This window comes from Sorangium sp. So ce128 (assembly GCF_051525245.1).
Lineage (GTDB): Bacteria > Myxococcota_A > Polyangia > Polyangiales > Polyangiaceae > Sorangium > Sorangium cellulosum_B.
Window position 1 is genome coordinate 7,736,242 of sequence record NZ_CP150313.1, and the last position, 26,688, is coordinate 7,762,929.

The 26,688-nt window shown below is 72.1% G+C and carries 18 protein-coding genes; 11 read left to right on the forward strand and 7 right to left on the reverse strand.

Annotated elements, in window-relative coordinates; translation table 11 throughout:
- Positions 1-127: 127 nt before the first annotated feature.
- From WME82_RS29240 to WME82_RS29270, 7 genes are all read left to right on the forward strand, one after another.
- Positions 128-319 carry a hypothetical protein gene (locus tag WME82_RS29240; RefSeq protein WP_438037984.1) on the forward strand — a complete coding sequence of 64 codons (192 nt, stop codon included), beginning with the start codon at positions 128-130 and terminating at the stop codon, positions 317-319.
- 25 nt (positions 320-344) lie between these two features.
- Positions 345-1,859: a hypothetical protein gene (locus WME82_RS29245; protein WP_438037985.1), complete on the forward strand. Its 1,515-nt coding sequence runs from the start codon at positions 345-347 to the stop codon at positions 1,857-1,859.
- A 150-nt stretch (positions 1,860-2,009) separates the two neighbouring features.
- Entirely contained in the window at positions 2,010-2,837 is an 828-nt protein-coding gene (locus WME82_RS29250) for a TIGR02452 family protein (RefSeq protein WP_438037986.1), read from the forward strand.
- A 203-nt stretch (positions 2,838-3,040) separates the two neighbouring features.
- Entirely contained in the window at positions 3,041-4,702 is a 1,662-nt protein-coding gene (locus WME82_RS29255) for a serine hydrolase domain-containing protein (RefSeq protein ID WP_438037987.1), read from the forward strand.
- Between the two features lie 96 nt (positions 4,703-4,798).
- Positions 4,799-6,061, forward strand: coding sequence for a glucose-1-phosphate adenylyltransferase (locus WME82_RS29260; RefSeq protein ID WP_437739802.1), 1,263 nt, complete (start codon positions 4,799-4,801; stop codon positions 6,059-6,061).
- 157 nt (positions 6,062-6,218) lie between these two features.
- Positions 6,219-7,253 (forward strand): aspartate-semialdehyde dehydrogenase, encoded by a 1,035-nt coding sequence (locus WME82_RS29265; protein WP_438037988.1) that lies wholly within the window; start codon positions 6,219-6,221, stop codon positions 7,251-7,253.
- A 9-nt stretch (positions 7,254-7,262) separates the two neighbouring features.
- Positions 7,263-7,637 (forward strand): DUF4406 domain-containing protein, encoded by a 375-nt coding sequence (locus tag WME82_RS29270; protein ID WP_438037989.1) that lies wholly within the window; start codon positions 7,263-7,265, stop codon positions 7,635-7,637.
- Between the two features lie 62 nt (positions 7,638-7,699).
- Here WME82_RS29270 and WME82_RS29275 read toward each other — a convergent pair whose 3' ends face one another.
- Positions 7,700-8,707 (reverse strand): hypothetical protein, encoded by a 1,008-nt coding sequence (locus tag WME82_RS29275; RefSeq protein WP_438037990.1) that lies wholly within the window; start codon positions 8,705-8,707, stop codon positions 7,700-7,702.
- A 682-nt stretch (positions 8,708-9,389) separates the two neighbouring features.
- Between WME82_RS29275 and WME82_RS29280 the strand changes: the two genes are divergently transcribed.
- Entirely contained in the window at positions 9,390-10,805 is a 1,416-nt protein-coding gene (locus WME82_RS29280; RefSeq protein WP_438037991.1) for a right-handed parallel beta-helix repeat-containing protein, read from the forward strand.
- Between the two features lie 248 nt (positions 10,806-11,053).
- Here the strand turns inward: WME82_RS29280 and WME82_RS29285 are convergent, their stop codons facing one another.
- Together WME82_RS29285 and WME82_RS29290 are read right to left on the reverse strand one after the other, a co-directional pair.
- Positions 11,054-12,799, reverse strand: coding sequence for a glycoside hydrolase family 5 protein (locus WME82_RS29285; protein ID WP_438037992.1), 1,746 nt, complete (start codon positions 12,797-12,799; stop codon positions 11,054-11,056).
- 651 nt (positions 12,800-13,450) lie between these two features.
- A complete protein-coding gene (locus WME82_RS29290) occupies positions 13,451-14,197 on the reverse strand; it encodes a TVP38/TMEM64 family protein (protein ID WP_437911754.1) in 747 nt (248 codons plus the stop codon).
- A gap of 268 nt (positions 14,198-14,465) precedes the next feature.
- On the opposite strand from WME82_RS29290, the gene WME82_RS29295 reads away from it, so the two are divergent.
- Positions 14,466-16,376: a DUF4215 domain-containing protein gene (locus tag WME82_RS29295; RefSeq protein ID WP_438037993.1), complete on the forward strand. Its 1,911-nt coding sequence runs from the start codon at positions 14,466-14,468 to the stop codon at positions 16,374-16,376.
- Positions 16,377-16,457: 81 nt separating this feature from the next.
- Here WME82_RS29295 and WME82_RS29300 read toward each other — a convergent pair whose 3' ends face one another.
- Both WME82_RS29300 and WME82_RS29305 read right to left on the reverse strand, forming a co-directional pair.
- On the reverse strand, positions 16,458-17,237 hold the full coding sequence (locus tag WME82_RS29300; protein WP_438037994.1) for a hypothetical protein: 780 nt from the start codon (positions 17,235-17,237) through the stop codon (positions 16,458-16,460).
- Between the two features lie 250 nt (positions 17,238-17,487).
- Complete coding sequence (locus WME82_RS29305) at positions 17,488-18,714, reverse strand: sigma-54-dependent Fis family transcriptional regulator (RefSeq protein WP_438037995.1); 1,227 nt, start codon at positions 18,712-18,714, stop codon at positions 17,488-17,490.
- Positions 18,715-18,877: 163 nt separating this feature from the next.
- Between WME82_RS29305 and WME82_RS29310 the strand changes: the two genes are divergently transcribed.
- Positions 18,878-20,932, forward strand: coding sequence for an ATP-binding protein (locus WME82_RS29310; protein WP_438037996.1), 2,055 nt, complete (start codon positions 18,878-18,880; stop codon positions 20,930-20,932).
- A gap of 113 nt (positions 20,933-21,045) precedes the next feature.
- Here WME82_RS29310 and WME82_RS29315 read toward each other — a convergent pair whose 3' ends face one another.
- Together WME82_RS29315 and WME82_RS29320 are read right to left on the reverse strand one after the other, a co-directional pair.
- On the reverse strand, positions 21,046-22,140 hold the full coding sequence (locus tag WME82_RS29315) for a Kelch repeat-containing protein (RefSeq protein WP_438037997.1): 1,095 nt from the start codon (positions 22,138-22,140) through the stop codon (positions 21,046-21,048).
- Between the two features lie 51 nt (positions 22,141-22,191).
- The gene (locus WME82_RS29320; RefSeq protein ID WP_438037998.1) at positions 22,192-22,866 is read right to left on the reverse strand and encodes a hypothetical protein; all 675 of its coding nucleotides are present in this window, start codon (positions 22,864-22,866) and stop codon (positions 22,192-22,194) included.
- 275 nt (positions 22,867-23,141) lie between these two features.
- Here WME82_RS29320 and WME82_RS29325 point away from each other — a divergent pair, with 275 nt between their 5' ends.
- Positions 23,142-26,681, forward strand: coding sequence for an AgmX/PglI C-terminal domain-containing protein (locus WME82_RS29325; RefSeq protein ID WP_438037999.1), 3,540 nt, complete (start codon positions 23,142-23,144; stop codon positions 26,679-26,681).
- Positions 26,682-26,688 lie beyond the last annotated feature (7 nt).

The window sequence follows — 26,688 nt, forward strand, 5'->3', positions numbered from 1 at the left end:
TCGAGGGCTTGACGGCACGGCGCGAACAGAAAATCGTGGCATCCATGCCGGGGAGAGGGACATGGCGACGCGCCCGCGCGCGGTGGCGACCCCCGCGGGGCGCGCGCGCCGATGGAGGCGGCCGCCGATGACGTTCGCGTTCGCGGAGGGCGCCGTGTTCGCGGGGCGCTACCGCCTCGGGCCCGTCATCGGCGTCGGCGGCATGGGCGCCGTGTACGAGGCCGCACACATCGAGACGAACCGGCGGCGCGCGCTCAAGATCATGCACCCGACGCTCTTCTCTACATGGCGCCCGAGCAGTTCGACGGCGCCCCGCTGAGTAATCGCCTCACCTCGACCAGGCCATGGAACGTCCCGGCGCACGATTCCCGTGGGCTCATTGGGCCTATGGAGTGACGGTCTTCACGCTGACGCTCCTCGCGGCGGTGCCTTTCTGGCTGACCGACCTCCTGCCGATGATGGATTACCCACCCTTCCTGACGTTCGTCCGAGCGTTCCAGGACCACGGGGATCCCGCCTCGCCCTTTCACGGCACCTACACGACAGGATGGCCCATCGCGCCGCTCGTCCTGCCGATCCTCCTCGCGCGGGCGCTCGCGGCCGTGAGCTCCATCGAGATCGCGGGCAAGGTCCTCCTCACCGCTTACACCGTCGCCCTGCCCGCCGCCTCGATGCTCCTCCTCCGCGTGCTCCGGCGGGATCGCTGGTGCGTGCTGCTCGTCTTCCCCCTCGTGCACTCGTACTGGGTGAGCGGCGGCTTCTTCGCGTTCGCGACGGCCCCTCCGCTCGTCGTGCTGGGCCTGGCGGTCGCGGTGCGATGGCTCGATCGCCCGACCCCGCGCCTCGGCGTCGGCCTCGCCGCGATCGCGGTCGCCCTGCTCCTGTGGCACGCGCTCGCGCTGGCCCAGCTCCTCCTCGACGTCGCGCTGCTCTGGGCGCTCTGGAGGGCGCCGGGGCCGCGGGAGCGATGGCGGGCGCTGCTCCCGCTCACGCCGTCGCTCGCCCTGTTCGCGGTCTGGGTGGGCATGTCGGTGCTCACGAGGCCCTCCGGCGCCCCGGTCCCCGGCCCTGTCGCGGCGTGGCCGCCCTTCTTCGAGAACGCAGCGCAGCTCCCCGAGTTCGTCGGGGTCCTCCTCCCGAGCTCGGTCGGCTACGTGCTCCTCTTCGCGCTGCTCGTCGTCGCCGGCGCCACCGCTGAGCCCGCCGCGCCCCACGCGTCGCCCGAGTCCCCGACCGCCCGGTACCGGGTCCCGAACGCGTTCGCCGTGCTCGCGCTCGCCAGCGTGGTCTGCCACCTGGTCCTGCCCTCGTATTGCCTCGGGGTCGAGGGGATCAACAACCGGCACCCCTGGATGGCCGCGCTGCTCTTCACCTTCGCCTGGAGCCTGCCGGCGCGCCCCGCGCCGAGAGCGGGCCTCCTCGCCTCGACGGCGATCGGCGGCGGCGCCCTGCTCCTCCACCTCTGCGGGCGCTTCGTCGACTTCCACCGAGAGACGGTCGGCGCTTCGCGGCTCATCGACAGGCTATCTCACGGCCAAACGCTGCTGGCGCCCCTCGACGCGTGGGGGGCGACGGAGGCGTTCCCCGTCAAGCCGCTCCGCGCGATCCAGGAGATCGCCACGGTGCGCCACGGCGGCCTGCCGAACACCTCCTATGCAGGCTACGGGATGAACTTCATTCAGTACGTGGGCGGCAAGAACCCGATGCCAGGGCTCGGCCCGAGCTGGCTCCGCCACCCGGAGCTCACGAGGTTCGACTACGTCCTGCTGCGCTCGCCCTCGCCCGCGCTGCTCGCCCACGAGCGGCTCGAGCTCGCCGCGCGCGACGGACAGTGGGCGCTCTTCTCCGTGCGGCGCTGACGCGGCGCAGGGCGGGGAGCGCGGGCGAACGCTGACTGGAGGGAATCGCCGGCCCGCCTGCGCCTCCGGCAGAGGGAGCTGCGCGCCCCGCCGCGCCCGCGCCGCGCGTTTCGCTGGACGAGCGGCCGCGGCTCGCCAATCCTTGAGCGCATGAAGCTGACCAGCATCGCCGCGGAGACCGTGCAGATCGCGAGTCGCGGCGAGTACATCGCGCCCTCGGGCGCGACCGTTCGCATCCGCGACCGCGTGCTCGCCGCGGTGAAGGGGACCGTGCTTTACCGGCCCGGATCACTCGACGCCTGGGAGCCGAAGGAGCGCCGCGATGGCCCGGCGGTGATCGAGGTCACCGGCGAGACCACGGGGGCGGCGGGGCGGCGGCTCATCGAGCAGGAGGGCGAGGCCCGCGTCATGGCCCTCAACTTCGCTTCCGCCAAGAACCCCGGGGGCGGGTTCCTGCGCGGGGCCAAGGCCCAGGAGGAGGACCTCGCCAGGTGCTCGGCGCTGTACGCGTCCCTTGTCGAGCAGCGCGAGTATTACGACCAGAACCGGGCCTGCGGGAGCTTTCTCTATACCGACCACATCATCTACTCGCCGGACGTGCCGTTCTTCCGCGACGAGCAGCACGCCCTCCTCGACCGGCCGTTCGCGCTGTCGATCATCACGGCGCCGGCGCCGAACGCCGGCGAGGCGTTCCAGCGCGACGACGCCACGGACCAGGAGATCCGGGCCGCCCTCGAGCGCCGCGCGGACATGGTGCTCGCCGCGGCGGGCGCGCACGGGCACCGGTGCCTGGTCCTCGGGGCGTGGGGGTGCGGCGTCTTCCGCAACGATCCGCGCGAGGTCGCCGACGTCTTCGCCCGGTGCCTCGAGCGCCCGCGCTTCCGCGGCGCGTTCTCGCGCGTGGTGTTCGCGGTGTACGACCGGGGCGCCGATCGGCCGAACTACCGGGCCTTCGAGGAGCGGTTCGCGCGGGCGTAGGCGCGTACTGCCGCCGGCGCCTCCGATCCCGCGCGCGCCGTCACGGCCCCGCGCGGATCACACCGTGGGATCCCCACCCCAGAGCTGCGTGGACGTCGTGCTCCCCGCCTACCTCCACCGCTACAATCGAGGACTGACCCCTTCCACCGGGTCCGTTTCGAATTGTCGGGTCGCGATCGAAGAGCGAGAGTCATGGCTCCGACTTGAGGACGATCGACGACAGGCTCGCCGCGCTCCTCGCCGCGGCCGTCTTCTCCGCGTCACCCCTGCTCCTCTGCGGGTGCACACAGGCCGCGCCCGCGCCGCGGGCCGTCGCGCAGGGGACCGCGGCGCCGCTCGACCAGCGCTTCGCCAGCGAGCCCGCGCCGACGCCGCGCTTCCCCGATCCGGAGCGCGGGCGGAAGCTCCGCGCGGCGGCGGCCGACGTGCAGGCGCTCGCGCGGCGCGCCGCGGAGAGGGAGCGCTTGCCGGCGCTCGCGCTCGGCGTCGTCATCGACGAGGAGCTCGCGATCCAGGCGGTGCTCGGCGTGCGGGACGCCGCGGCGGGCGGAGCGGTCGACGAGCACACGCGCTTCCGCATCGGCTCCGTCACCAAGCCGCTGACCGCGGCGGCGATACTGCGGCTCCGCGACGAAGGGCGGCTGTCGATCGACGCCCCGGCGGCGCGCTACCTGCCGGCGCTCACCGGCGTCGTCTACCCGACGCGCGACGCGCGGCAGATCACCGTCCGCGACCTGCTCACGCACAGCTCCGGCCTGCCGCGGCTCGGCGTGTTCCCCCCGGCGTCGACGTCGCGCGACGTCACCGAGCGGGAGATCCTGGCCACGCTCGACGGCTTCGGGCTCGAGAGCGCGCCGGGCACCGCGACCTCCTACTCGAACCTCGGCTATTCGCTCCTCGGGCTGGTCGTCGCGCGCGCCGCCGGCGTGCCGTACCGGCGCTACATGAGCGACGCGGTGCTCGGGCCGCTCGGCATGCGCGACGCCGCCTGGGACCCGTCGCAGGTGCCGCCCGGCGAGCTCGCGTCGCCCCACGCGCGCGGCGTCGACGACGGCGCGGTGGCGCCGATCCAGCCCTGGCGGCTCGGGGCCTCCGAGGCGACCGCGGGGCTCTACGCGAGCCTCGCCGACATGGGTCGCTTCGTCGGGTTCGAGCTCGCCGCCTGGCCCGCGCGCGACGCGCCCGAGGCAGGGGCCCTGCGGCGGAGCACGGTGCGCGAGTCGCACCTGATGGCGCGCAACGGCTCGGCGTTCCCGGCCGCCGGCGGCGACGACGGCCCCGGGCTCGGCTGGCACGTGCGCGAGGACTGCGACCTCGGCCACGTGGTCTTCCACAACGGCCTGATCGACGGCTTCTCCGCGTCGGTGACGCTCCTCCCGCAGCGGGGCGTCGGCGTCGTCGCGCTCGCCAACGTCGCCGGCGCCGATCTCGAGTCGCTCAACGCGGACGTGCTCGGCCAGCTCGCGGCGACCGGCGCCATGGAGGCGCGCGTCGTCCCGCCCTCCCCGCCCGTGCGCCGCGCCGCCCAGGCCGTCGCCTCGGTCATCGGCCGCGCGCGCACGGGGGCGCTCGATCGCAGGCTCAGGCCCGGCTGGTTCCCGGAGGCTCACCTCGCCTCCCTGCGAAAGGCGCTGCGCGACGCCGGCGCGCGGGTGGGGGCGTGCGCGCTCGACGGCTCCGCCGTGGTGGAGAGCGCCACGGCGGCGCGCTTCGGCCTGCGCTGCGAGCGCGGCGCGCTCTCGCTGGCCGTGCGTGTGGACACCTCGCCGGACGCGCGGATCACGTCCCTCAGCGTGGAGGAGCAGACCGGGGCGATCGCCCGGGAAGCCCCCGGCCCGAGCGACCGCCCAGCCCGCTGCCGCTGAGCGATCTGCAGCCCGATTGTAGCGCCACACCTGATAGTGTAACCGCGCCCATCGTCCCGGGCGTCGAACCGTCCCCCTCACCTCGCGGAGACCCGCTTGAAGCACAACGACGTGGTGGTTTTGATCCTCGGCGGAGGCGTAGGAAGCCGCCTCTACCCGCTCACCAAGCTGCGCTCGAAGCCAGCGGTCCCGACCGGCGGCAAGTACCGGCTGGTCGACATCCCGATCAGCAACTGCCTCAACTCGGGCTTCAACCGCATCCACATCCTCACGCAGTTCAACTCGGTCTCGCTCCACAACCACATCACGCAGACGTACCGATTCGACGTCTTCTCCGCCGGCGCGGTGCAGATCCTCGCGGCCGAGCAGACGCCGACCCACAGCGACTGGTACCAGGGCACCGCCGACGCCGTCCGCAAGCAGCTCGTCGAGGTGAAATCGCCGAACCCGCGGGACGTCATGATCCTCTCGGGCGATCACCTCTACCGCATGGACTACGAGCCCTTCCTCGAGCACCACCGCGAGACCCGGGCCGACGTCACGCTCGCCGTCCGCCCCGTCCCGACGGCCGAGGTGTCGCGCCTCGGCATCGTGGACACCGACGACACCGGGCGTGTGGTCAAGTTCGTCGAGAAGCCGAAGGACATGAAGCTGCTCGACAACGTGCGGCAGGTGCCCGATCCGGCGAACCCGTGGCTCGCCTCGATGGGCGTCTACATCTTCAGCGCGAAGGCGCTCTACGAGATGCTCGAGCACGACAACGCCTCCGACTTCGGCAGCCACATCCTCCCCCGGGCGCTCGACACCCATCGGATGATGACCTACACGTTCGACGGGTACTGGGAGGACATCGGCACGATCCGCAGCTATTACGAGGCCAGCCTCGCGCTCACGGACTCCGATCCTCCGTTCTCGTTCTACGACCCGCAGCGGCCGATCTACACGCGCCCGCAGTTCTTCCCCCCGGCCCACGTCACCGCCGGCTCGGTCCTCGACCAGGTGCTCCTCGCCGAGGGGAGCCGGATCATCGAGTCGAAGATCTCCCGGTCGGTCGTCGGGCAGCTCTCCTCCATCGGGCCCCACGTCTCCATGTCGAACACCGTCATGATGGGCGCGGACTACGAGTCCCTGTTCCAGGCCCACGGCCCCGAGAGCACGAGGGGTCTGCCGCCCATCGGCATCGGCCGGGGGTGCACGATCGACGGCGCGATCATCGACAAGAACGCGCGCATCGGCGACGGGGTGGTGATCCGCAACATCCCCGATCGGCCGGACACCGACGCCCCGTACTACGCGGCCCGGGAGGGCATCGTCGTCGTCCCGAAGAACGCCGTCGTCCCGCCGGGCACGGTCATCTGAGCGCGGACCGCGCCCCGGCCGCCGAGGGGACGGCGGCTGGGCGCGCGGGCGGAAGGGACGCGCTCGCGCGGCTAGGCTGGGCCAGGCAGAACGCCGCCGCGGCGCCCGGCCACTCGCCCCTCGTCGGCTGGGCCCCGGTCTGGTAAAGAGCGCACTTATGCGAATCTGCATCCTCGGCGCCACGGGCCTTGTCGGCCGCGAAACCATCACCCTCATCGCGCGGGCCTGGCCCGGCGCGACGCTCGCCCTGTTCGCGAGCCGGGACCAGGAGCTCACCCTCGACGGCAAGTCGTACGAGGTGCTCAGTGCGTCGCGCCTCGAGGCGCAGGACGCCCCCCGCGGAGACCTCGCGTTCGTGGCCCTGGATGACGATCACAGCAAGCGGTACGTCCCGCGGCTCGTGGAGCTCGGGTACCGCGTGATCGACAAGAGCAACACGTACCGCGCCGACCCGAAGGTGCCGCTCGTCGTCGCCGGGGTGAACTCGAGCATCATCGACGACTCGGTCCGGCTCGTGGCCAACCCGAACTGCACCACCATCCCGCTGATGCTCGCGCTCTCGCCCCTGCGCCGAGAGTTCGGGCTGAGCGCGGTCACGGTGAGCACGTACCAGGCGGTCAGCGGCGCCGGCATCGCCGCCCTGGACTCGTTCCTCGCGGACGCGCGCGACGGCTTCCAGGCCCTCGATCGCCTGGGCCTGCCGTTCAAGCCGTCGGGCTACGCCGGCAACACCGTCCCGCACAACGGCGGCACCGACGAGAGCGGCTACTCCTCGGAAGAGCGGAAGCTCATCTTCGAGAGCCGCAAGATCCTGAGCATGCCGGAGCTCGGCGTCTCCGCGCAGTGCTGTCGGGTCGGCGTCGCGGTCGGCCACTACGAGAACGCGTGGGTCACGTTCGATCGCCCGGTGGATCTCGATCGGGTCGCGAGCATCCTGAGCGATCCGGCGAAGTCGCCCTTCGTGAAGCACCTCCCCGGCGCCGCCGGCGAGGGCCTGAGCGCGCTCCACTGCGTGCAGGACCGAGACCTCGCGCTGGTCGGGCGGATCCGCCCCGATCACCGGGACCGCGACCGGAAGAGCGTGTGCCTGACCGTGGTCGGGGACAACCTTCGGCTCGGCGCGGCCACCAACGCGGTCCGCGCCGCGACGCGCTGGTTCCCGAGCGCCGACCGGGACCTGCAGGCCCCCTGACGGCAGACGATGCAACCCACCCAGCCCCTCATGATCCTCGTCGCCGGGCCGTATCGCTCCGGCACGGGCGATGATCCGGTCCTGATCGCAGCCAACGTTCGCGCGATGAACGACATGGCCGTGCGCCTCTTCCGGGCGGGCCACCTCCCCGTCCTCGGCGAATGGTTCGCGCTGCCGCTCATCGAGCACGCCGGGTCGCGGCAGATCGGCGACGAGATCTTCAATGAGATCTTCCATCCCGTCGCGCGCCGGCTCGTCGCGCGCTGCGACGCTTGCCTGCGGATCGGCGGCCCCTCGAAGGGAGCCGACGAGATGGTCGAGCTGTCCCGATCCATGGGCAAGCAGGTCTTCTTCAGCTTCGACGAGGTGCCGGGCTGCGGCTAGCGGCGGCTGCCACACGAGAGGCACGTGAGAGGCGCACGAGACGCCGCGGCGGCGCGGTCTCTTCAGGGCTCGGACCCCGGCCAGCCAGCGCCGACAGGGAGCGCCTGCACGTCGGGGAAGAGCATGTAAATACGCTTTCCATTCCACGTCTGCCCGTGGGGCGGCGAGGGCGCGGCCGCGGCGACGCTCGCGCGCACCGCGCGCCCGAGCGCGGCTGCGCCGTCGAGCGCCTGGCTGAGCGCCGCGAGCGCCTGCGCCAGCTCGGGGAGCGACGCATCGCCCGACGTGCCCCGCGCGACGAGGGCGTCGACCTCGCGGCTGCGCACGCCGAAGTCCGACGGCAGCGGGTGCGCGGGCTGCGCCGTGACCGCGGCGTGGAGGAACTGGCGCTTCGCCACGCCGCCCGCCTCGCCGAAGCCCGCGACGAGCTCGAAGAGCGCCGACGCGACGCCGGAGGCCGGCTCGAGGTCGCTCGGGTTGTGGAGCGGGGAGCCCCTGATCCCCAGGTCGTCGAGGTACTCGAACCCGGAATCGCTCAGCGCGGCCGAGCGCTCCGTCTCCGGCAGGGGCGGCGCGACCCGCACCTCGCCGCTCTCGAACACGATGACGCGCGCGTACGTGAAGCGCGCGTGCGGCACGGCGAGCCGCACGCGCGCGAGCTGCGCCGCGACCTCCGCCGCCGCGCCGATCTCGAAGCGCGAGCCCGGAAGGTGGCGCGCGATGCCCGCCAGCGTCATCCCCGCCGCGTCGGGCCAGGGGCACACGGCGACGTGCCGCGGGAGGGCCTCCGCCTCGCCCGGCGCACATACGCGCTCCAGCCCGAACGAGGCGGGGGCGAGGAGCGGCGGCCGCTGGCCCTCCATCCGCCGCAGATCGCCGAACAGCCAGGCGCGGTTCTCCCCGTGGTGCTCGGGCGCGAGCATCCGCGCGCCGACGAGCAGCGCGACGGTGCCCCCGGCGCGCGCGAGCCATGCCTCGGGCACGGAGAGGTGCTCGTACAGGAAGGCCTCGACGATGAGCTGCCACTCGCGGGGCGGCTCGGGAGGCAGGGGAGCGGCGGTACGGTACATGGCGGGTGCGGGGCTTCGAAGAGCAGCGCGCTCGGCCCCGGATGCACACACGAGATGGGGGAGCTCGTAAAGTAGCGTATCCAAGCCGGGAGCGCCGCGGAACACGGCAGCGGGCCGCTGCCGCCGATCGGCGAGCGCGCCGCCCGATCCGCCCCGACCGCGCGGCGCTCAGGTCGCCAGGGTCGATCGGAGCGCGGCCGCCTGGAGGGCGGCCATGAGAAGAGGATCGAGGGCGTGGCGCTCGCGACATCGACGGAGGCGAAACGCGACGTTGGGTGGAGAGGGAGAAGAGAAGATTCACAGGGAGACGGGGAGGCGGGGAGGCGAGAGATGGGGATCCGTCGTGCGAGCCATCCGGCTCGCCGACTGCTTCGGGCGACATCGCGGCGGGGCGGCTGGGGAAGCCTCGAGCCTCGATCCGGCGACGCGCAACACTGCAATCGTGCGCTCGCACGCGAACGACTCGTCGCCGGTCGAGAGCGGTGATTGGTCTTGCCCCCACGTCGACACCCTCCTGGCGACGGCGGTCCTGTCAACGCTCGACGCTGCCCCTCAGGGGTCCGGGGGCCGGGCCCCGAGCGCGGACCACGGGGCGCCAGGTCTCTTTCACCGTTCGGAGCTTGGAATGAAGACTCGATTGCGCACCCTCTCAGCGATACCCGCAACACTCATCGGATTGCTCATGGCAGCGGCCTGCGGCTCGGACGCCGGCAGCGACCCGGAGAGCAGCGGCGGCGGCTCGGCGACGGGGGGCTCGCCCGAAAGCGGCAGCTCGGCGACGGGGGGCTCGCCCGCCAGCGGTGGCTCTGGCGAGGGCGGCGGCGTCGCGAGCGGCGGGACGTCGGGCGCCGGCGCGGCGGGCTCGGGAGGCTCCGCCGCCACGAGCAGCACCGGCAGCGGAGGCGCGGACTCCGGCGCGGCGAGCACCGGCGGAAACGGCACCGGAGGCGCGGACTCCGGCGCGGCCGGCACAGGCGGGAGCGGCGCCGGAGGGGCGGGGACGGGCGGCAGCGGAGGTGGTGACGCGGCGTATCCGTGCGACGGAGACACGAGCGGCTACAACGCCGTGGTGACCCGATCCGGATCCGACTGGACCGCGCAGAACGGCGCTCGCAACGTCTACAGCGGCGGCGACATGCGGGCCGCGATGCAGGCGGCGCTCGACAGCTTGAGCTCCGGCCGCACCAGCAAGCAGAGCGTCCTGGTCCAGGGCTCCGGGACCGTGGCCGCGAGCTCGAGGCTGAACGTGCCCAGCTACACCGTGCTCAACGTCTGCGGCACGATCGAGGTCACCGGCAGCGGCTCCGGCGACAATGCGCCCATCTACGCGCGCGGCCGGACCGACATCGAGATCCCGAACGTCACGATCAGCGGCACCCCGCTCTACGCCATGTTCTTCCGCGACGTCGAGAACCTGCGCCTCGGCCATGTCGAGCTGCGCGTCTCGAGCGGGCTCGGCGTCCGCATCGACAACCATGGGCGCTCGGACCGCGCCAACAAGGTGAAGAACATCGAGATCGACCATGTCTACGCCGAGGGGACCAGCTCTCACGGCGTCGAGACCTACGGCGTCGACGACATGCGCATCGGCACCGTCATCGCGCGCGACACCGGGGAATGCGGCCTCCTCCTGAACGACACGACCAACGCCGAGGTCGGGACGGTCGACGCGATGAACGCGGGCGCGGGCACCGGCTACGCGGCGTTCCGGCTCGCCAACCGCGCGGGGCGCATCGGCAGCGGCTACCCCACCAACATCCACGTCGGCCAGGTCATCGCCCGCGGCGGCGGGCGCGGGATCTTCTGCGTGTCCGAGAGCGGGGGCGTCACGATCGACCGGATCGATCTCGCCGACACCGGCAACAACGCGATCCTGATCGAGAACTGCCACAACGTGAACATCGCCGCCGAGTCCGGGACCGTCGACGGCGGCGGCGACATCCGCCTGGCCGCACGCACCGAGTTCGCGAACTCCTCGGACATCACGATCCAGAACCTCACGATCACGGACACGGCCGTCAACGAGAACCCCTGCGCCGAGAACAGCACCTTTCGCGACCTCACGCTGGTGAACGCGCGCGACAACAGCTGCGATTAGAGCGACGGTCACCCGCTTCGGATACGGGCCCACCTCGACGTTTTCGGTGCTCAGCGCACCGGAGTGCGCTTGCGCGCCGAAAACGCCGATCTGGACCCGTCTCCTGTGCGGGAGACCGCCGCTCTGCTCGGCATGGTGCAGAGGTGGGCGGAAATCGCTGTAGAGCGGGGTGCACAAAGCTGGAGTCACAAAAGAGAACCGCCCGCAGGTCCAGGCCTGCGGGCGGTCTTCTTCGTCAGCGGCTCGGCCTACTTGAGGCGGGCCAGCATCTCGACCTTCTCGGTGTCCAGCCCCGTCCAGGTGCCCCAGCCCGACTTGTCCGCATCGGTGTACTTGTGGTTGTAGATACCACCCGTATCACCCGACTCGGGGTTGATGGACCAGTACGTGAAGTCCGTCATCTTCTTCTTGATGAGGTAGTCCACGTACATGTTCTGCCACTCCCAGTCGTAGCGCTTGCCGGCAGGCAGGTGCGCCCACTGCTGGGCCAGCGCCGGGTCCATCTCGTTCTTCGGCCAGTCCTTCACGCCGCCGAACTCGCCGGTGATCACGCAGAACTTCTGGTCGTGCAGGAACCCGAAGTGCTCGTCCCACTGCGCTTCCAGCTTCGCGACAGCCGCTGCGTTGCTCCGCTCCAGGATGAGCCCGCACCCGGCCTTGGCGGCCGCCTCGTCCTCGAGCCCGACGCACTCGGGCTTGGACTGATCGACGTGCTGCTTCTGAACGAACACGGCAGGCCCGTAGGTGTGGGGCGAGAAGCAGAGCCGATTCCTGGGGATCTGGATCGGGTAGGCCGTCTGTCCGTAGAAGTTCTCACCCCAGTTCGGGTTGAGGTCGGGATCGCCGTGGGGCTCCGGCTCCAGCGTCAGGCCGCTGGCGCCCGCGGGCTGGTGGCTGCCGGACACGCCCTGGACCACCGCGATCATGTCGTCGTTCTCTTCGGCGATGACGTCGTAGCAGGCCTTGGCCATGTCCGCCCACTCGGGCCAGCTGTACTTCCACGGCTCGTTGAAGCAATCGATGCCGATGATGTTCTTGATCCCGAGCTTCTTGGGCAGCTGCGCGATCGTACGGATGTCCGCGAGCCACTTGTCGTAGTTGTAGGCGTCCTCGCCCGTAAGGCAGGTGTAGTCGTCCGCCTTGTAATCGTAGTTCTCGCGATCGCTGTCCACGTAGGGCTTGTTATCGTCGAGCCTGCCCGCGCGCCACCCGAGGTGGTTCGAGCAGGAGTGGATGCCGATGATGACGTTCAGATTGTTCGCGCTGGCCTGCTTGAGGAAGTCCTCGAGCGCCTCGTACGCGTTGGCGTACGGGTAGACGTCCGGGTCGTTGTTCTTGATCCGGGGCGAGGTGGTGCTGTAGTTGCCGTCCGGGTGGTTGGCGACCAGGGTCTGCGGCGCGATGGGGAGCCGGATCGTGTTGAACTTGAGGTTGGAGCTGGTGAGCTCCTTCATCGTGTCCGCGATCGTGCGCGGGGCGTTGTTCTCCGCCCACCACATCGACCCGATGAAGAGCTCCATGGCGCCGGGGCGCTCGAGATCGTCCTGTCCCTCGAGCCCGAACCAGTTGCCGCCGCGAACCTGGATCTCCGTGCCGTCCTGCGTCAGGCGGCCGTTGTCGAGGTTGACGCGGAATCTCCCGTTCGGCGAGTCGTCGGTGTCCGGCGTCGGCTTCGCGTCCGGGTTGCCGCTGCCGCTGCCGCTCGGGATTCCAGCGCCGGCGCCGCTGGTGTCGCCGCTGCTCGTCGAGCTGCCCGCGCCGCTGCCGTTGCCCACCGAGCTGCCCGCGCCGCTGCCGTTGCCCACCGTGGTGCCCGCGCCGCTGCCGTTGCCCACCGAGCTGCCCGCGCCGCTGCCGTTGCCGCTGCCCGCGCCGCCGGAGCCCGTCAGCCCTCCCCCGGTCGCCGCGGTCGATCCATCACCACCGCAGGCGATGCCCATCAGAGCAAGGGCGGCGAAGGAACACAAGAAGATATGGCTTCTTCGGATTCTCATAGGTTCGTTCTTTCGTTAAGCACAAATTCAGAGCACGGCGCACTGCTTCGAGCGACAACCCCCAAGGCTCGTCCGTAAGACAATCTCAGCCAGATCAACGGTTGGTCGCGCTCTACAGTCGACCCTGCGCAGAATTCGCAATCAAGCAACACCGACGGGTTGCCAACCGGGCTCGCATGTTACCCGCCACCAAACAGAGGGTCAAGACGAGACGCACCCCCGATGCCGAGGCCAATTATCGATAGGGCGGTGTTTTTCCCACGACGGCGGATCGCAGGAGACGCTCTCCTCCAACGGGATCCTGCAGGAGCGCTGCACGAGGGGGCGACCGCCACGTGGCGCTTGACTTTCAAATTGCACATCAATTGCCGAACCACCTGGGCGCCCTGCGCTCCCGAAGGGCGCGCAGCGTCATTCGATAGGTGCACAGCGTCATTCGACAGGTGCGCAGCGTCATCCGTCCTGCGCACAGCGTCAAACTCGACGAACCGGACATCGGCAGAGCTCGTCAATGGGAAAGGCACGCTGAAAGACCACGACTCGCCACGATGCCTGTCACGGGGGCACGCGACGCGTCGACGCGTCGACGCGCTGCTCCGGCCTTCATCGATCCTGACGGCGGCGGGTGTGCCGGCGGCTGAGCGGGTAACGCTACTCCCCTCCTCTTCCGCGGCCCTCGCCCTCCCCTCGCGGTCTCCGCCAGCGCTCCGGCAGGCGCACGAGGAGCAGCGCGAGCCCCGGCAGGAGCACCATCCCAGCGAGCAGCAGCAGGGAGGACGTGAGCCGCGCGGCCGAGGCGCCCACCGCGGCATAGGTCGCGGAGATGCCCAGGTTGGCCAGGGCCGTCACCGTGACGAACGCGCGCCAGGGCATGCGGCCCGCGCCCGCGAAGACGAGAGACGCCTCCGCGAGCACGGGCACGCCGCGGAAGAGGAGCAGGAACCAGCGGCCGTGCCGCTCGGCGGCCCGCGTCAGGCGCGCGAGCTCCGCCTCGCCCACCATCCGCTGCAAGGCCGGCGCGCCCGCGCGCGCGCCGACCAGATAACCCAGCCCCGAGCCCACCATCATGCCCGCCCAGGAGACCGCCGTCCCGCGCCAGAAGCCGAGAAGCCCGCCCGCCGCCGTGCTCACCAGGCTCGATGGCACCGGCAGGACGATATCGCCAGCGAGCAATCCGCCGAGGACGAGCGCCGTCGCAATGGGCGAAGGAGGCGCCGCGAGCAGCCTTCGCGCCGCGGCCTCGAGGCTGTCGGCGAAGAGGAAGAACGGCACGAGGATGACCAGGAGGAGCAGGCCGGAGAAGCCGGCCCACCCGGGCCAGGAGCGCCGGGGGCGCGCGGTCGCGCCGGGGAGGCGTGCGCTCCCCGGAGGACGGGTCGAGTCAGACGATCGCGACATGCAGCGCTCCAGGTCCGGTGACGGGCCGGCCGCCCTGCGAGGAGGAGCGAGCCGGCCGCAGCGCGAGTATACGTCCCTCACGCGGTCCGCCCTCGGGCGAAAGAGACGCTGGTTCAGGATTTGTCCACGCACAGGGGGAGTCGCCTTATCCAACAGACCTGGAGGCGGCGACGCGCGCAGGAAGGGCTCGAATTCAGGGCACCCGCGTGGGAGACTGTCGCCAATTCACGCATCCCGAGAGGTCCCGGGCAACCGGAAGGAGCAGGTCATGCGTCCTCGATCTTCGTGGTTTGGTTCAACCATTTTCATCACGAGCTGCGCCGCCCTGGTGGCGAGCTGCTCTGCGAGCGCCGACCGCCCTTCCGGAGGCGGCGGCCCCGGTGGCGGCGGGGACAATCCCACCACCACCACCGGCGGCGATCTCGGCGACGGCGACACCACGGGGAGCGGATCGGACATCGGCGACGGCGACAGCGCGTTCCGTTGCGGCGACGGGGGCCTGACCAACGACGAGGCGTGCGACGACGGAAACGCCGTGGGGGATGACGGCTGTGCGGCGGATTGCCGCTCGGTCGAGCTCGGCTGGTCGTGCCCGCTGCCCGGGGTCGCTTGCGCGCGCATCGCGCGTTGCGGTGACGGCTCCGCGGTGTTCCCGGAGCTCTGCGACGACGGCAACACCGAGGCGGCCGACGGCTGCTCGCCGACCTGCAAGGTGGAGGTCGGCTTCAAGTGCAGCGGCAGCCCGAGCGCCTGCACGCCGACGACCTGCGGCGACAAGACGCAAGAGGGCGCGGAGAGCTGCGAAGACGGCAACACGATGCCCTTCGACGGCTGCTCCTCGAGCTGCCAGGCCGAGCCCGATTGCTCCGCGGGCTCCTGCGCGTCCCTCTGCGGCGATGGCCTCGTGCTGGGCGAGGAGTGCGACGACGGCAACAACATCGACGGCGACGGCTGCTCCGCGACGTGCACGGAGGAGCCGGGCTACACCTGCGCCGTCCCCCAGCCCTCGGGATCGATGGCCGTGCCTGTCGTCTTCCGCGACTTCAAGGAGGCACACCCCGACTTCGAGCCGGATGGTCCCGGCCGCAGCACGCCGGTCTTCAACATGGTCGCGCCCCGGCTCGACGCCGAGAAGAAGCCGACGTACATGACCACCGCAAACAGCCTGGTCAATAGCGCGCAGACCTTCGCCCAGTGGTACCACGACGTGCCCGGCACCAACAGCACCACGGTCACCACCCTCACGCTCTGGGACACCGGCGACGGCCGCTTCGTGAACCGCTGGGGCGAGGACGGCGAGCAGTGGACCCTGCTGTCCCAGGAGAGCGAGCACTATTGCGGCAACGTGGGCAACGAGGTGAACGACGAGGAGTGCACCTCGTCGGCCCAGGCCACCCCGCAGTGCGGCGACATCCACAGCGAGCAATTCCACAGCTGCAACGTGCGCGACGGGGTCTACTGGGCGCGGTATATCGAGGAGACCTACGATGGTAGCCCCCTGTTCTTCCCGGTCGACGACGATCCGTTCACCCCGGCGGCCGAGCGCGTCGCGGCCGACATCTTCCCGAGCTACGGCGGCGGCGACTGGCTGAAGGAGCAGGGCAGCCCGAAGCACAACTTCCATTTCACGAGCGAGATCCGCTACTGGTTCCAGTACAACGCGGGCGAGCAGTACGAGCTCGACTTCACCGGCGACGACGATGTGTGGGTGTTCATCAACGATCGCCTCGCGGTCGACGTCGGCGGCATCCACAGCGCCGTCAACGGGCGCCTCGTCATCAACGCCAGCGGGGGAGGCAGGGTGACCTACGCGACGGAGGAAGACGATGTCATCCAGCCGCGGAACGTCGACCTCGGCCTGACGGACGGCGGCGTCTACCAGATCGCCGTGTTCCACGCCGAGCGCCAGACCGCGGCGTCGACGTTCAAGCTCACGCTGCAGGGCTTCGCGACGGCGCGCAGCGAGTGCAAGCCCGTCTGCGGCGACAGCGTCGTCAGCCTGGGCGAGGAGTGCGACGACGGCGTGAACGACGGCGGCTACGGCGAGTGCGCGCAGGACTGCAAGCTCGGCGAGTACTGCGGCGATGGCGTCGTCCAGGCCGTGGAGGAGTGCGACGACGGCAACAACCGCGACGGGGACGCCTGCGGCAGCGGCTGCCGCAACCTCATTCCGCGCTGACCCGACGGAGGGTCGCCGCCCGATGCGATCGTCGCCGGAAGCCGCCCGCGCGCTCCCGGCGACGATCGCCGCGAACCCCGCTCAGAAGCAGATCCCGAACTCCGGGTAGCCGATGTCGACGCAGCTCCCGCCGCTGGCGCACGGCGCGCCGAAGCTGCTCCCCGGGCAGAGCTCGATGCAGGTGAAGGTGAGGCCCTCCCCGGTCAGGTCGCCGCACGCGGCGTTGGACACACACCCCTCGACGCCTCCACAGGTGCCTCCTACGGGGATGGTGCCTCCCGGGAGGCAGGCCGGAACCCCTCCCAGCAGCGCTCCTGGGGCACACCACTCGCCGCCGCTACAGCCGGCGCCGAACGGCGTGCACGCGCCGCCACCGCCGACCTCGGTCACCTCGATGGAGATGTCCAGCTGCCCATCCCCGATGGTGATGATCGTGCCGTCCGTCTGGAATTGATAGACCAGCGGCGTGACGGCCCCATCGTAAATAGCGAATGAGACGGTGGGAGGGGTGAGCAGCGTCGCCTGCACGGGCACAAACGTGCCCCCGTCATCGCGCTGCAAGACCCAGCCCTGCTCCAGGGTGCTCGCGTAATCGCCGGTGGGCAATGCCGCGCTGAGCACCGTCTCGCCCGGATCATCCGAGGTGCCGAGGTACGTGACGATCGGCCCCTCGATCCTGAAGATCGCGTTGCTCAGCCGGTACACGTGCCCGTTGGTCTGCGCCACCAGGGCGATGCTCGCGCGGCCGGTGGACTCCGCTTCTTCCGTGCCGTCCGGACCGACGGCGCACGCCGGGAGCAGCGGCGCCGCCGCAAGGAACATTGCCGCGAACCCGATGTTGACAAGCGCTGATCGACTCATGCTGGACCTCCTCCAAGCGAAAAGACGGGCGAGCATAACGCGCGTCAATACGCTCGCGGCGCGCGGAGCAAGAATCGGATCGCCGGGACGACGCCGTTCGATCGGCGATGGTGATGGCTCGCTCCTGCGGTAAGCGGCGGCCGCGGCGCCAGGACGACGACGAGCGCGCGTCGACGCGCTGACCACCGCGCAGCAGCACGGTCAACGCGCCTCGCGGCGGCTCCGTCGCGGCGCGCGCGGGCCCGCCGGCTCAGGCCATGCACGCCGAGAGATCGCTCGCCGCGCGCTCCGGAGCTCCCGGGTGTGCCGGCACCAGCACCCGCACGGGGCGCGGCGCGCGCGGGGCGACCCCCGCGCCGGGTGAGAGCGTGAGGCACAGCTCTCCGCCCGTCGGCCTCGCCCGGAGCGCGAGGTGCACGGCGCCGCGGCGCGCAGCCCGGATGGCGCTCACCAGCACGCGAAAGAGCCTGCGCGCCAGGGTGTCGTGGTCCGCCTGGATCACCACGGGCTCGAGCTCCTCGATGCGGATCGTGACGTTGAAGACAGCCGACTCGACCTCCAGCAGCTCCGTGAGATCGCGGATCAGCGCGTCGAGCGCCACCGGGCGCGGCGCCGCCGCCTCGCCCAGCGCGAGCGCCCGCCACAGCGCAGCGGAGCGCTGGAAGCGGCGCAGCACGCTGGCGGCGAGGTGGAGCAGATCGCGCGTCTGGGCGAGGACGCTCCCGGCGAGCTGATCCGCGGCGAGATCGATCCTGAGCCGCGCGGCGGCCCGCGCCTGGAGGAGGTCCTGGAGCAACCGCCGCAGGTCCTCCATGGGCACGTCCCGCGCAGTGAGCAGACGATCCATGTCCCGCTCGAGCCGCATGGCGAGGAGGTCCATCTCGATGGCGCGCGCGGCGCAGAGCATAATTTCGCGGAGACGCCAGCCAATCTCGGGTCTCCTGACCGAGACGCTGAGCACGCCGATGGTTGCCCCATCGCCGTCCCGGAGCGGGAGCCCATGGCACGTGAAGACCTGGAATCCCTGAATAAAATGTTCCGGCCCCACGAGCTCCGTATAGCCATCTTCGGCGAGCGCCGTACCGACGCCGTTCGCGCCACAGACGCTCTCCTCGAGCAACGCGCCTGGACCGGGCACCCGTTCGGGGCCGTGAATCGTCTGCTCGTCACCGCGGACATCCAGGAGAACCGCCCGCGCGTCCCCCACCATGATCGCATGGCGCTCGTCGCCCGAGGCCTGGCTGAGCGCGTGAAGGTAGGGTTCGGAAGCGAGGATGAGGTCCTGGTGCCGCTCGCGCAGGCGCTCGGTGTCGAGCGCGCTCAGGAACTCGGCCTTGGGGCGGCGCGGATCGGCCCCTCCCCCGTGAGAGCGCACCCAGGCGCGGTGCACGTGAGGACGCAGCTGCTCCGCCTCCAGGACGCCGATCGAGCGATAGAGGCGCCCCGCCTCGAGCGCTGATTCCAGCCACGCTGCCATGAGCCCACCCCTCGTTCGAGCGCGCGGTTGCGTCCGCCATCGTCCGCGATTCTGCTCCGGGATCTTGCACAGTTCGTACCCTCGACACGCCTCCTCGAGAGGCGAGCCGCGAGGAAGTGAGCTATTTCAATTCTCCATTCTCCCAAGGAAGAGCGCGGACCGTATGCAGGCACCTACCGTCCTGATCGTCGATCATGACGAGGCCCAACGAGAGGAGATCCGCCGCACGCTCGAGGCCGCTGGGCTGCGGGTCGAGCTCGCAGCGACGGTCGCGGAGAGCCTGCGAAGAGCCCATCGACCGCCGGACCTGGTGCTCATCGGCGTCGATCTGCCGGACGGCGAGCGGTGCGAGCTCTGCCAGCGCCTCCAGGCGGCGCTGGGCGCGGCGGCCACTCCGGTGTTGCACGCCAGCCGGCCCAACGCGGCCGTCGGTCAGCCATCGACGTCGAATTCGACGCTCGGTTCGACGTGCGGCTCCGCGTACGGTTCCGCGTACGATTGCTGTCGTGCCGGCTCGCGCGCATGGCCGACCGAGAGCCGGCTCCTGATGACGGCCGTCCGCGCTCTGCTCGAGGCGCGCGCGGCGAACGTCGCGCGCGCCTCGAGCGACGAGCGGTTCCGCGCGGCCTTCGATCAGGCGGCGGTGGGGATGGCCCACGTCTCCCTCGACGACCGCTTGCTCCGCGTGAACCCGAAGCTCTGTGAGCTGCTCGGATACACCGTCGAGGAGCTGCTTGCGCTCCGCGCCCAGGATCTCCGGCACCCGGACCACGCGGAGGGAGCGCTCCGGCACGTCCATGCGCTGGGCGATGGGAAGATCCCCTCTTCCACCACCGAAGAGCGCTGCCTGCGGCGGGACGGGTCGATGCTCTGGGTCGCGGTCACGCGCTCGCTCGCCCGCGATCGCGCGGGGGCGCCGCTGTACGTCGTCGAGGTCGTGAACGAGATCGAGCGCCGCAAGCGGGCCGAGGAGGCGCGGGAGCGGGCCTTCGCCTGCGAGCGCGTCGCGCGCGTCCGGGTCGAGCTGGCGGAGGCGCGCGTCGCGCGCCTCCAGACGTTCACGTCCGAGCTCTCGCGCGCGGTGACGCCCGCGCAGGTGGCCGAGGTGGTCCTCTCGCTCGGGCTCGCCGCGCTCTACGCCGACGCGGGGTACGTCGCGCTCCTCGCGGAGGACGACGTGATCGAGGTCCTCCGCGCGCCCGGCTACCCCGAGGACGTGGTCGCGCGCCTGCGCCGCATTCCCATGTCCGCGCGCATGGCTGTCGTCGACTGCATCCGCACGGGCCAGCTGCTGATCTTCGAGTCGCTCGCGGCGTATCAGGCTGCCTATCCGGACACGCCGGTAGGCGACTGGGCCAAGACCCTGATCTGCGTCCCCATGACGCTGGGCGACGTGACCATCGGGGTGCTCGGGGTCACGTACCGCGACACCTGCCGGATCAGCGAGGACGACCGGCGCTTCATGACGACGCTCGCCCTGCAGTGCGCGCAGGCCCTGGAGCGCGCGCGCCTCTACGAGGCCGAGCAGCGGGCGCGGCGGCTCCGCGAGGAGGCGCTGGCCATCGCGGCGCACGACCTCCGGAACCCGCTGTCGTCGATCATCCTGGCCGCGTCCCTGCTCGAGCGATCGGCACCGGCGGACGCGGCGGGGCAGGCGATCCGCAATCGGGCGCGGCAGATCAAGCGCGCCGCGGAGCGCACCGTCGAGATGCTCGGCGAGCTGCTCGACGCCGCGATCATCGAGGCGAAGGGCATGAAGCTGGACATCCAGCCGTGCGAGGTGGGCTCGCTCGTGCGCGAGGTCACCGAGATGCTCGCGCCGCTCGCCGAGCAGAAGCGGATCCAGCTCCACACCCTCCTTCCGGGGAGCGGCCTGGAGCTCAGCTGCGACCGTGGCCGCATGCTCCAGGTGCTGTCGAACCTCGTGGGCAACGCCCTGAAGTTCACCGCCGAAGGACGGGAGATCACGATCGGCGCGGAGCGCCAGGGGCCCGATGTGCGCCTGTCCGTCAGCGACACGGGCACGGGGATCCGGCCCGAAGACATCCCGCGCCTGTTCGATCGCTACTGGCAAGGGCGGGCGGCGCGCTGCGCGGGCGCGGGGCTCGGGCTGTACATCGTCAAGGGCATCGTCGAGGCGCACGGGGGGCAGATCTCGGTCGATAGCGAGCTCGGCGCCGGGACGACGTTCTCCTGCACGATCCCCGTCACGCGCTGAAGCCAGGGAGGCCAACCCGCTCCTCACCGCCTGCCTGACGGGTCGCACGACTCCAGCAAACTGGAGCCAGCTCCACTTTATGAGCCGGCGCTCCTGCGCTCGGCGCGCGGCCGTTACTGCGCCACGTCGACGGACTCGACGGATGCGGTCAGCTCGTTGTCCGCCGCGGATCGCCCGCCGAGGACGATCACCTCGCCGTCGCCAGGACAGATGAGGGGGCTGAAATACCGCGTGAACTCCAGGGCTCCCGCGGGCTCCCAGCCGTCGCCCGCCGCGTTGAGCCGGAAGAGGCCGTCGGCGATGTTGATGTAGAGGTCCTGTTCGTCGTTGCACGCCGTCGCGCCGAAGCCCGCAATCGGGATCTCCGAGGGGAGCGCCGGGCCCGGCGACCAGGCCTCGGTCTTCGTGTCGAACCGGTAGACCTCGCCCGAGAACGCCATCCCCTCGCCGACGCCGCCGAGCGCGTAGATCGTGTCACCGCGCCTCGCGACGCCCAGCGAGCGGAGCGCGAACGGCGCCTCGGGCAGGGGGACCCACGCCGCGTCGGGCGTCGAGAGGTCGAGCACGACGCCCCGGGTCAGCAGCTCGCCGGGCCCCGCGAGCGTCCAGCCCCCCACGACGTACAGCCGGTCTCCCACCACCACGGCCCCGTGCCCGGAGCGCCCCTCGGGCAGGTCCGGCATGGCCTGCCACGTCCCTTCGCGCGGATCGTAGCGCTGGACCGTCGCCACCGAGGTGAGGACCTCCGGCTCGTCGATGGCGCTGTCCACGCGGAGGCCGCCGATACGGTAGATGAAGCCGCCGTGCGCCACGAGCGCGATGCTCTCCAGGTGCTCCACGGCCCCGAGGTCCTCCCAGGCGCCGCCTTGCGCGCGGGAGAGCCGCCGGAACCCGGTCGACTGGTGCTCGGCCGCAAAGCCTCCTCCGAGGTTCCCCCCGTAGGTATAGATCGTGTCGTCGGCGAGGGCGGCGCCGAAGGAGCTGACGGCCTCGGGCAGGTCGGGATAGCGGCGCGGGGGCTGAGCCCGCGGCAGATCGAGCTCCCGGGCCTCCCCCGTGGGGACGGTGGGGAGCGTGCGGAACGCTGAGGGCGTCGGGGCCGGCCGCGGCTGCTCGTCATCGCCATCGCCGCAACCCAGGACCGCCAGAGCGCTCGCCGCGGCGAGCATGCACCGTGTGAACCACAGCGAACCGTTCCTGTGAGACATCGTGACGGATCTCCTTTTCAGTGAAGCCATCGACCGCCGGCGGCCTCCTCCTCAATCGATCGCGGCGCCATGAGCGATCCAGCGGCGAACGGTGTCTTTCTCGTCGGCCGAGAGCGGCTTCAGCGTCGGCGGCATCGCGAGGCCACAGCCCTCGTCGCACAAGACGAGCTCGCATTCGAGCGTTCCATCGATCTTGTGCATGACGTAACTGTGCTCCGGGTCCCCCGGCGCCACGCGCTTCATCCCGGAGGCCTCTCCGGAGTCGACGTTCACGTTCTGCTCGCGGATGGCGGCGAGCTCCTCCGCGCTGACCTGCGCCGGCGGCGTGCTCGCGGTCGGTCCCAGGTAGGGCCGCGTCGGGTCGCCGCGCGTGTCGGCGTGACAAGCAGCGCCGGTCGCGCAGGAGCGTTGCAGGAGCGGCAGCACCTCCGTCCGGAACTCCACGGGGCGCCCGGCGTCGAAGCGCGTGTAGTCGTGGCAAAGCGCGCCGCCCTGGCCCGCGCTCCCGGCGCCTCCGCCGTTGCCACCGGCGCCGCCGTTGCCACCGGCGCCGCCGTCGCCGCCAGCACCGCCATCACGCGTACGGTCGTGGCCCCCGCGCTCGCCGCCGCACGCGGCTGCCGCGAGCGCCAGCAGGAAGACGGGGAGGAGCCGGCAGCGCCTCGACGGCGCGCCCGGCACACGCAGCGAGCTGCGCTCGGCGGGAGGGAGGTTCAGGAGCTGCATGAGGTGCGCAGCAATCTAGTGCAAGCGCACGCTGCACACATGTCTCGATGCCCGGCGCTGGCGCCCCTGTCGCGCCCCCGCGGTGATGCTGTCCGTCGAGAGGATGCAAATCCCCTGCGTCCCCACGCCGCACCGACCACGTCGTGGGATTCGCCGCTCGGCCGCGCTCGCCGAGGCGGGAACCTCGGGCCCGCCCGGGTTGTCGATCGCCCTGCCCCACCGCTGGCGGGCCCGCGCTCAGGCTCGGCCCACCGCGCAACGACCGGAGATCCCCCGTGCCTAGAGCCCTCCTCCGCAGCCGCGCTGCGCTCGCCGCGATCGCCGCCCTCGTCCCTGCCCTCCTCAGCTGCGCGGACAGCCCCTCGCCGCCCGCGACCCCCGCCTCGCTCTCGCGCGCGCCCGGGCCTGCCGCGCCGCGCCCCCTGCCCGCCGCGCCGGCCGTCGCCGTCGCGGCGCGCCGCGCCGAGGCCGCGCCGTTCCGGCTGACCGCCGCGGACGGCACCGGGCTGCGCCTCGTCGCGCTCACCGGCCGCGCGGTGATCGAGGCGCCGCTCGCGCTCGCCGAGCTGCACCTCACCTTCGAGAACCCGGAGGATCGCGTGCTCGAGGGCACCTTCAGCGTGACGCTGCCGCCCGGCGCGAGCGTCGGGCGCCTCGCCATGAAGATCGACGACCGGTGGCAGGAGGGCGAGGTCGTCGAGCGCCAGCGCGCGCGCGAGGCGTACGAGGATTTCCTCCACCGCAAGCAGGACCCTGCGCTGCTCGAGCAGGCGGCGGGCAACGAGGTGAGCGCGCGGGTCTTCCCCATCCCGGCGCGCGGCGTGAAGCACATCGTCCTGTCGTTCTCCCAGGAGCTCCGCCCGGACGCGCCCTTCGCCGTCCCGTTGCGCGGCCTGCCCACGGTGAGCCGCCTCGACATCGAGGCCACCGTCGCCGGCGCCGCCGCGCCCGTCCACGCGCTGCGCCGGAACGACGCCGCGCCCGAGGCCGATTTCGTGGTGGATCCCGCGCGGCTCACGTCGACCGAGGCGCGCGGCGGCCTGCGCAGCGGCGAGCTCGTGCTCGCCCGCGTGAGCGCTCCGGTGGACGCGCGGCCCGATCCGCTCGCCTCCGCGGTGATCCTCGTGGACACGAGCGCATCACGCGCGCTCGGGCTCGAGGAGCAGCTCGGCGCGCTCGCGGCCCTCGCGCGGGCGGTCGCCCAGGCAGGCGGCCCGGGCGCGCCGCTCACCGTCGCCTGCTACGATCAGGCCGTCACCCCCCTCTTCGACGGCGCGGCCGCGGCGTTCGGCGAGGCGGAGCTCGCGCGCATCCGCGAGCGGCAGGCGCTCGGCGCCTCGGATCTCGGGCGCGCGCTCCGCTGGGCCGGCGAACGCGCGCGCGCCCGCGGCCAGCGGCGCGTCGTGCTGCTCTCCGACGGCATCGCCACGGCGGGCGAGGTCGCGCCGGGCGCGCTGCGCGGCGCCGCGGCGGCGCTGCGGGGCGCGGGGGTCGAGCGGCTCGACGCGGTCGCGCTCGGCGGCCTCCGCGACGAGGCCGCGCTGCGGCAGCTCGTCGCGGCGGGCCTGCCCCGCGACGGCGCCGTGGTCGACGGCGCGCGCGGCGCCGCCGAGATCGAGCGGCGCCTCGGCTCGGCCACGCGCTCGGGGATCGCGGTGAACATCGAGGGCGCGCGCTGGGTCTGGCCCCGCACCCTGAACGGCGCGCAGCCCGGCGACGAGGCGCTCGTCTACGCCGAGGTGCCGGCCGAGCTGCCCGTCCGGCTCACGGTCGACGGCCGCACCACGACGCCCGGCCTCCGCGGCGTGGAGCGCCCGCTGCTCGAGCGCTCCTGGGCCCGGGCGAAGATCGACGGCCTCCTCGCCCGAGAGGGCGCCGGGGGCGACCAGGACGCGATCCGCAAGCAGATCATCGATCTCTCGATCGCGCACCGGGTGCTGAGCCCGTACACCGCGCTGCTCGTGCTGGAGACCGAGCACGACTACGCGCGCTTCGACATCGCCCGGCGAGGGCTCTCCGACATCCTGACCGTGGAGGGCGGCCGCGTCGCCGTGCAGAGGCGCTCGCGGCCGCAGGCCGGGAAGGCGCCGGCCCCCGCGCCGGCCCAAAGCCCGATCGCCGGCGGTTCGCCTGGCAAGCGCGCCGAGATTTTCTCTGAGCAGGGCGCCGACGTTTCTCCTGGCGAGAGCGCTGCCCTGCGCCCTCCCCCCGCGCCGCCAGCGCCCCCTGCGGGCGCGGACAACCGATACTCCTTCGCGGACGGGCTCGCGCTGTCGGTCGTCAGCGGGGGCGCCGGCGGGCTCGGGCTATCGGGCGTCGGCGAGGGCGGCGGCGGCCGCGGCGAGGGCATCGGCCTCGGCGAGATCGGCACCCTTGGCCACGGCAGCGGGGCCGCGGCCGGAGCCGCGGCGCCCGCGCCGAGCGCCATGTCGGCCACGGGCACCGGCCAGGGCTTCGGCAGCGGGCACGGCCGCCTCGCTGGCAGCCACCGGACCGGGGCGCCGTTGGTCCGCATGGGCGCCACCCAGGTGAGCGGCCGCCTCCCGCCGGAGGTGATCCAGCGCATCGTCCGCCAGAGCTTCGGCCGCTTCCGCCTCTGCTACGAGCGCGGGCTACAGCGCGACGCGGGCTTGCAAGGCCGCGTCATCGTGCGCTTCACCATCGACCCGCGCGGCGCGCTCGTCAACGCGCGCGACGGCGGCTCCGATCTGCCCGACAGCGCCGCGGTCGCCTGCGTGGTCCGCGCCTTCCGCGACCTCACCTTCCCCGCGCCCGAGGGCGGCAGCGTCGACGTGGTGTACCCGCTCCTGTTCTCGCCGCCCCCGAGCGGCGCGCCCGCGCCGGCCGCGCCCGACGACGCCGCGCCCGACGACGCCGCGCCCCCGCAATCGGAGCCGTACACCGGCCGCTTCAAGCAGATCCACGACACCCTCGCCCGGGGCGACGCGCCGGCCGCCGTGCGCGGCGCCCGGGCCTGGCACGCGGAGGCCCCCGGCGACGTGCTCGCGCTCGTCGCGCTCGGCGAGGCGCTCGAGGCGGCGAGCGACACGCCGGGCGCCGCCCGCGCGTACGGCTCGCTCATCGATCTGTTCCCGGCGCGCGCGGACCTCCGCCGCTTCGCCGGCGCGCGCCTCGAGCGGCTCGCGGGCGGCGCCGGCCTCGAGCTGGCGGTCGACACGTACGAGAAGGCGCGCGAGCAGCGCCCCGACCACCCCGCGAGCCACCGCTTGCTCGCGTTCGCCCGCCTCAAGCGGGGCGAGCACGCCGCCGCGTTCGACGCGCTCGCGGCGGGCGTCGCGCGCCGCTACCCGCCGGGGCGCTTCGTGGGCGTGGAGGGCATCCTGCGCGAGGATCTCGGCCTGGTCGCCGCGGCGTGGCTCAAGGTGGAGCCCGCGCGCCGGGCGGCCATCCTGGCCCGGCTCGCGAAGGCCGGCGCCGCGCTCGAAGACGCGCTCTCGCTCCGCTTCGTGCTGAACTGGGAGACCGACGCCAACGACGTCGACTTCCACATCCGGGACGACCGCGGCGGCCACGCCTATTACGGCGACCCGACGCTGCCAGGCGGCGGGCGCCTCTACGCCGACGTGACCACCGGCTACGGGCCCGAGTGCTTCACCATCCGCGCGCCCCGGGAGCACCGGGCCAGCCGGTACACCCTGCAGGCGCACTACTACGCGCGCGGCCCGATGGGCTACGGCATGGGCAAGCTGCAGATCGTCGACCACGACGGCAAGGGCGGTCTGACCTTCGACGAGCGCCCCTTCGTGGTCATGACCGACGGAGCCTTCGTGGAGCTCGGCGCCGTCACGCGCTGACGCGCCG

Coding starts and splice junctions, on each gene's coding strand:
- WME82_RS29240 (WP_438037984.1), top strand. CDS start 128: ATGACGTTCGCGTTCGCGGAGGGCGCCGTGTTCGCGGGGCGCTACCGC.
- WME82_RS29245 (WP_438037985.1), top strand. CDS start 345: ATGGAACGTCCCGGCGCACGATTCCCGTGGGCTCATTGGGCCTATGGA.
- WME82_RS29250 (WP_438037986.1), top strand. CDS start 2,010: ATGAAGCTGACCAGCATCGCCGCGGAGACCGTGCAGATCGCGAGTCGC.
- WME82_RS29265 (WP_438037988.1), top strand. CDS start 6,219: ATGCGAATCTGCATCCTCGGCGCCACGGGCCTTGTCGGCCGCGAAACC.
- WME82_RS29270 (WP_438037989.1), top strand. CDS start 7,263: ATGCAACCCACCCAGCCCCTCATGATCCTCGTCGCCGGGCCGTATCGC.
- WME82_RS29275 (WP_438037990.1), bottom strand. CDS start 8,707: ATGTACCGTACCGCCGCTCCCCTGCCTCCCGAGCCGCCCCGCGAGTGG.
- WME82_RS29280 (WP_438037991.1), top strand. CDS start 9,390: ATGGCAGCGGCCTGCGGCTCGGACGCCGGCAGCGACCCGGAGAGCAGC.
- WME82_RS29285 (WP_438037992.1), bottom strand. CDS start 12,799: ATGAGAATCCGAAGAAGCCATATCTTCTTGTGTTCCTTCGCCGCCCTT.
- WME82_RS29290 (WP_437911754.1), bottom strand. CDS start 14,197: ATGTCGCGATCGTCTGACTCGACCCGTCCTCCGGGGAGCGCACGCCTC.
- WME82_RS29295 (WP_438037993.1), top strand. CDS start 14,466: ATGCGTCCTCGATCTTCGTGGTTTGGTTCAACCATTTTCATCACGAGC.
- WME82_RS29300 (WP_438037994.1), bottom strand. CDS start 17,237: ATGAGTCGATCAGCGCTTGTCAACATCGGGTTCGCGGCAATGTTCCTT.
- WME82_RS29305 (WP_438037995.1), bottom strand. CDS start 18,714: ATGGCAGCGTGGCTGGAATCAGCGCTCGAGGCGGGGCGCCTCTATCGC.
- WME82_RS29310 (WP_438037996.1), top strand. CDS start 18,878: ATGCAGGCACCTACCGTCCTGATCGTCGATCATGACGAGGCCCAACGA.
- WME82_RS29315 (WP_438037997.1), bottom strand. CDS start 22,140: ATGTCTCACAGGAACGGTTCGCTGTGGTTCACACGGTGCATGCTCGCC.
- WME82_RS29320 (WP_438037998.1), bottom strand. CDS start 22,866: ATGCAGCTCCTGAACCTCCCTCCCGCCGAGCGCAGCTCGCTGCGTGTG.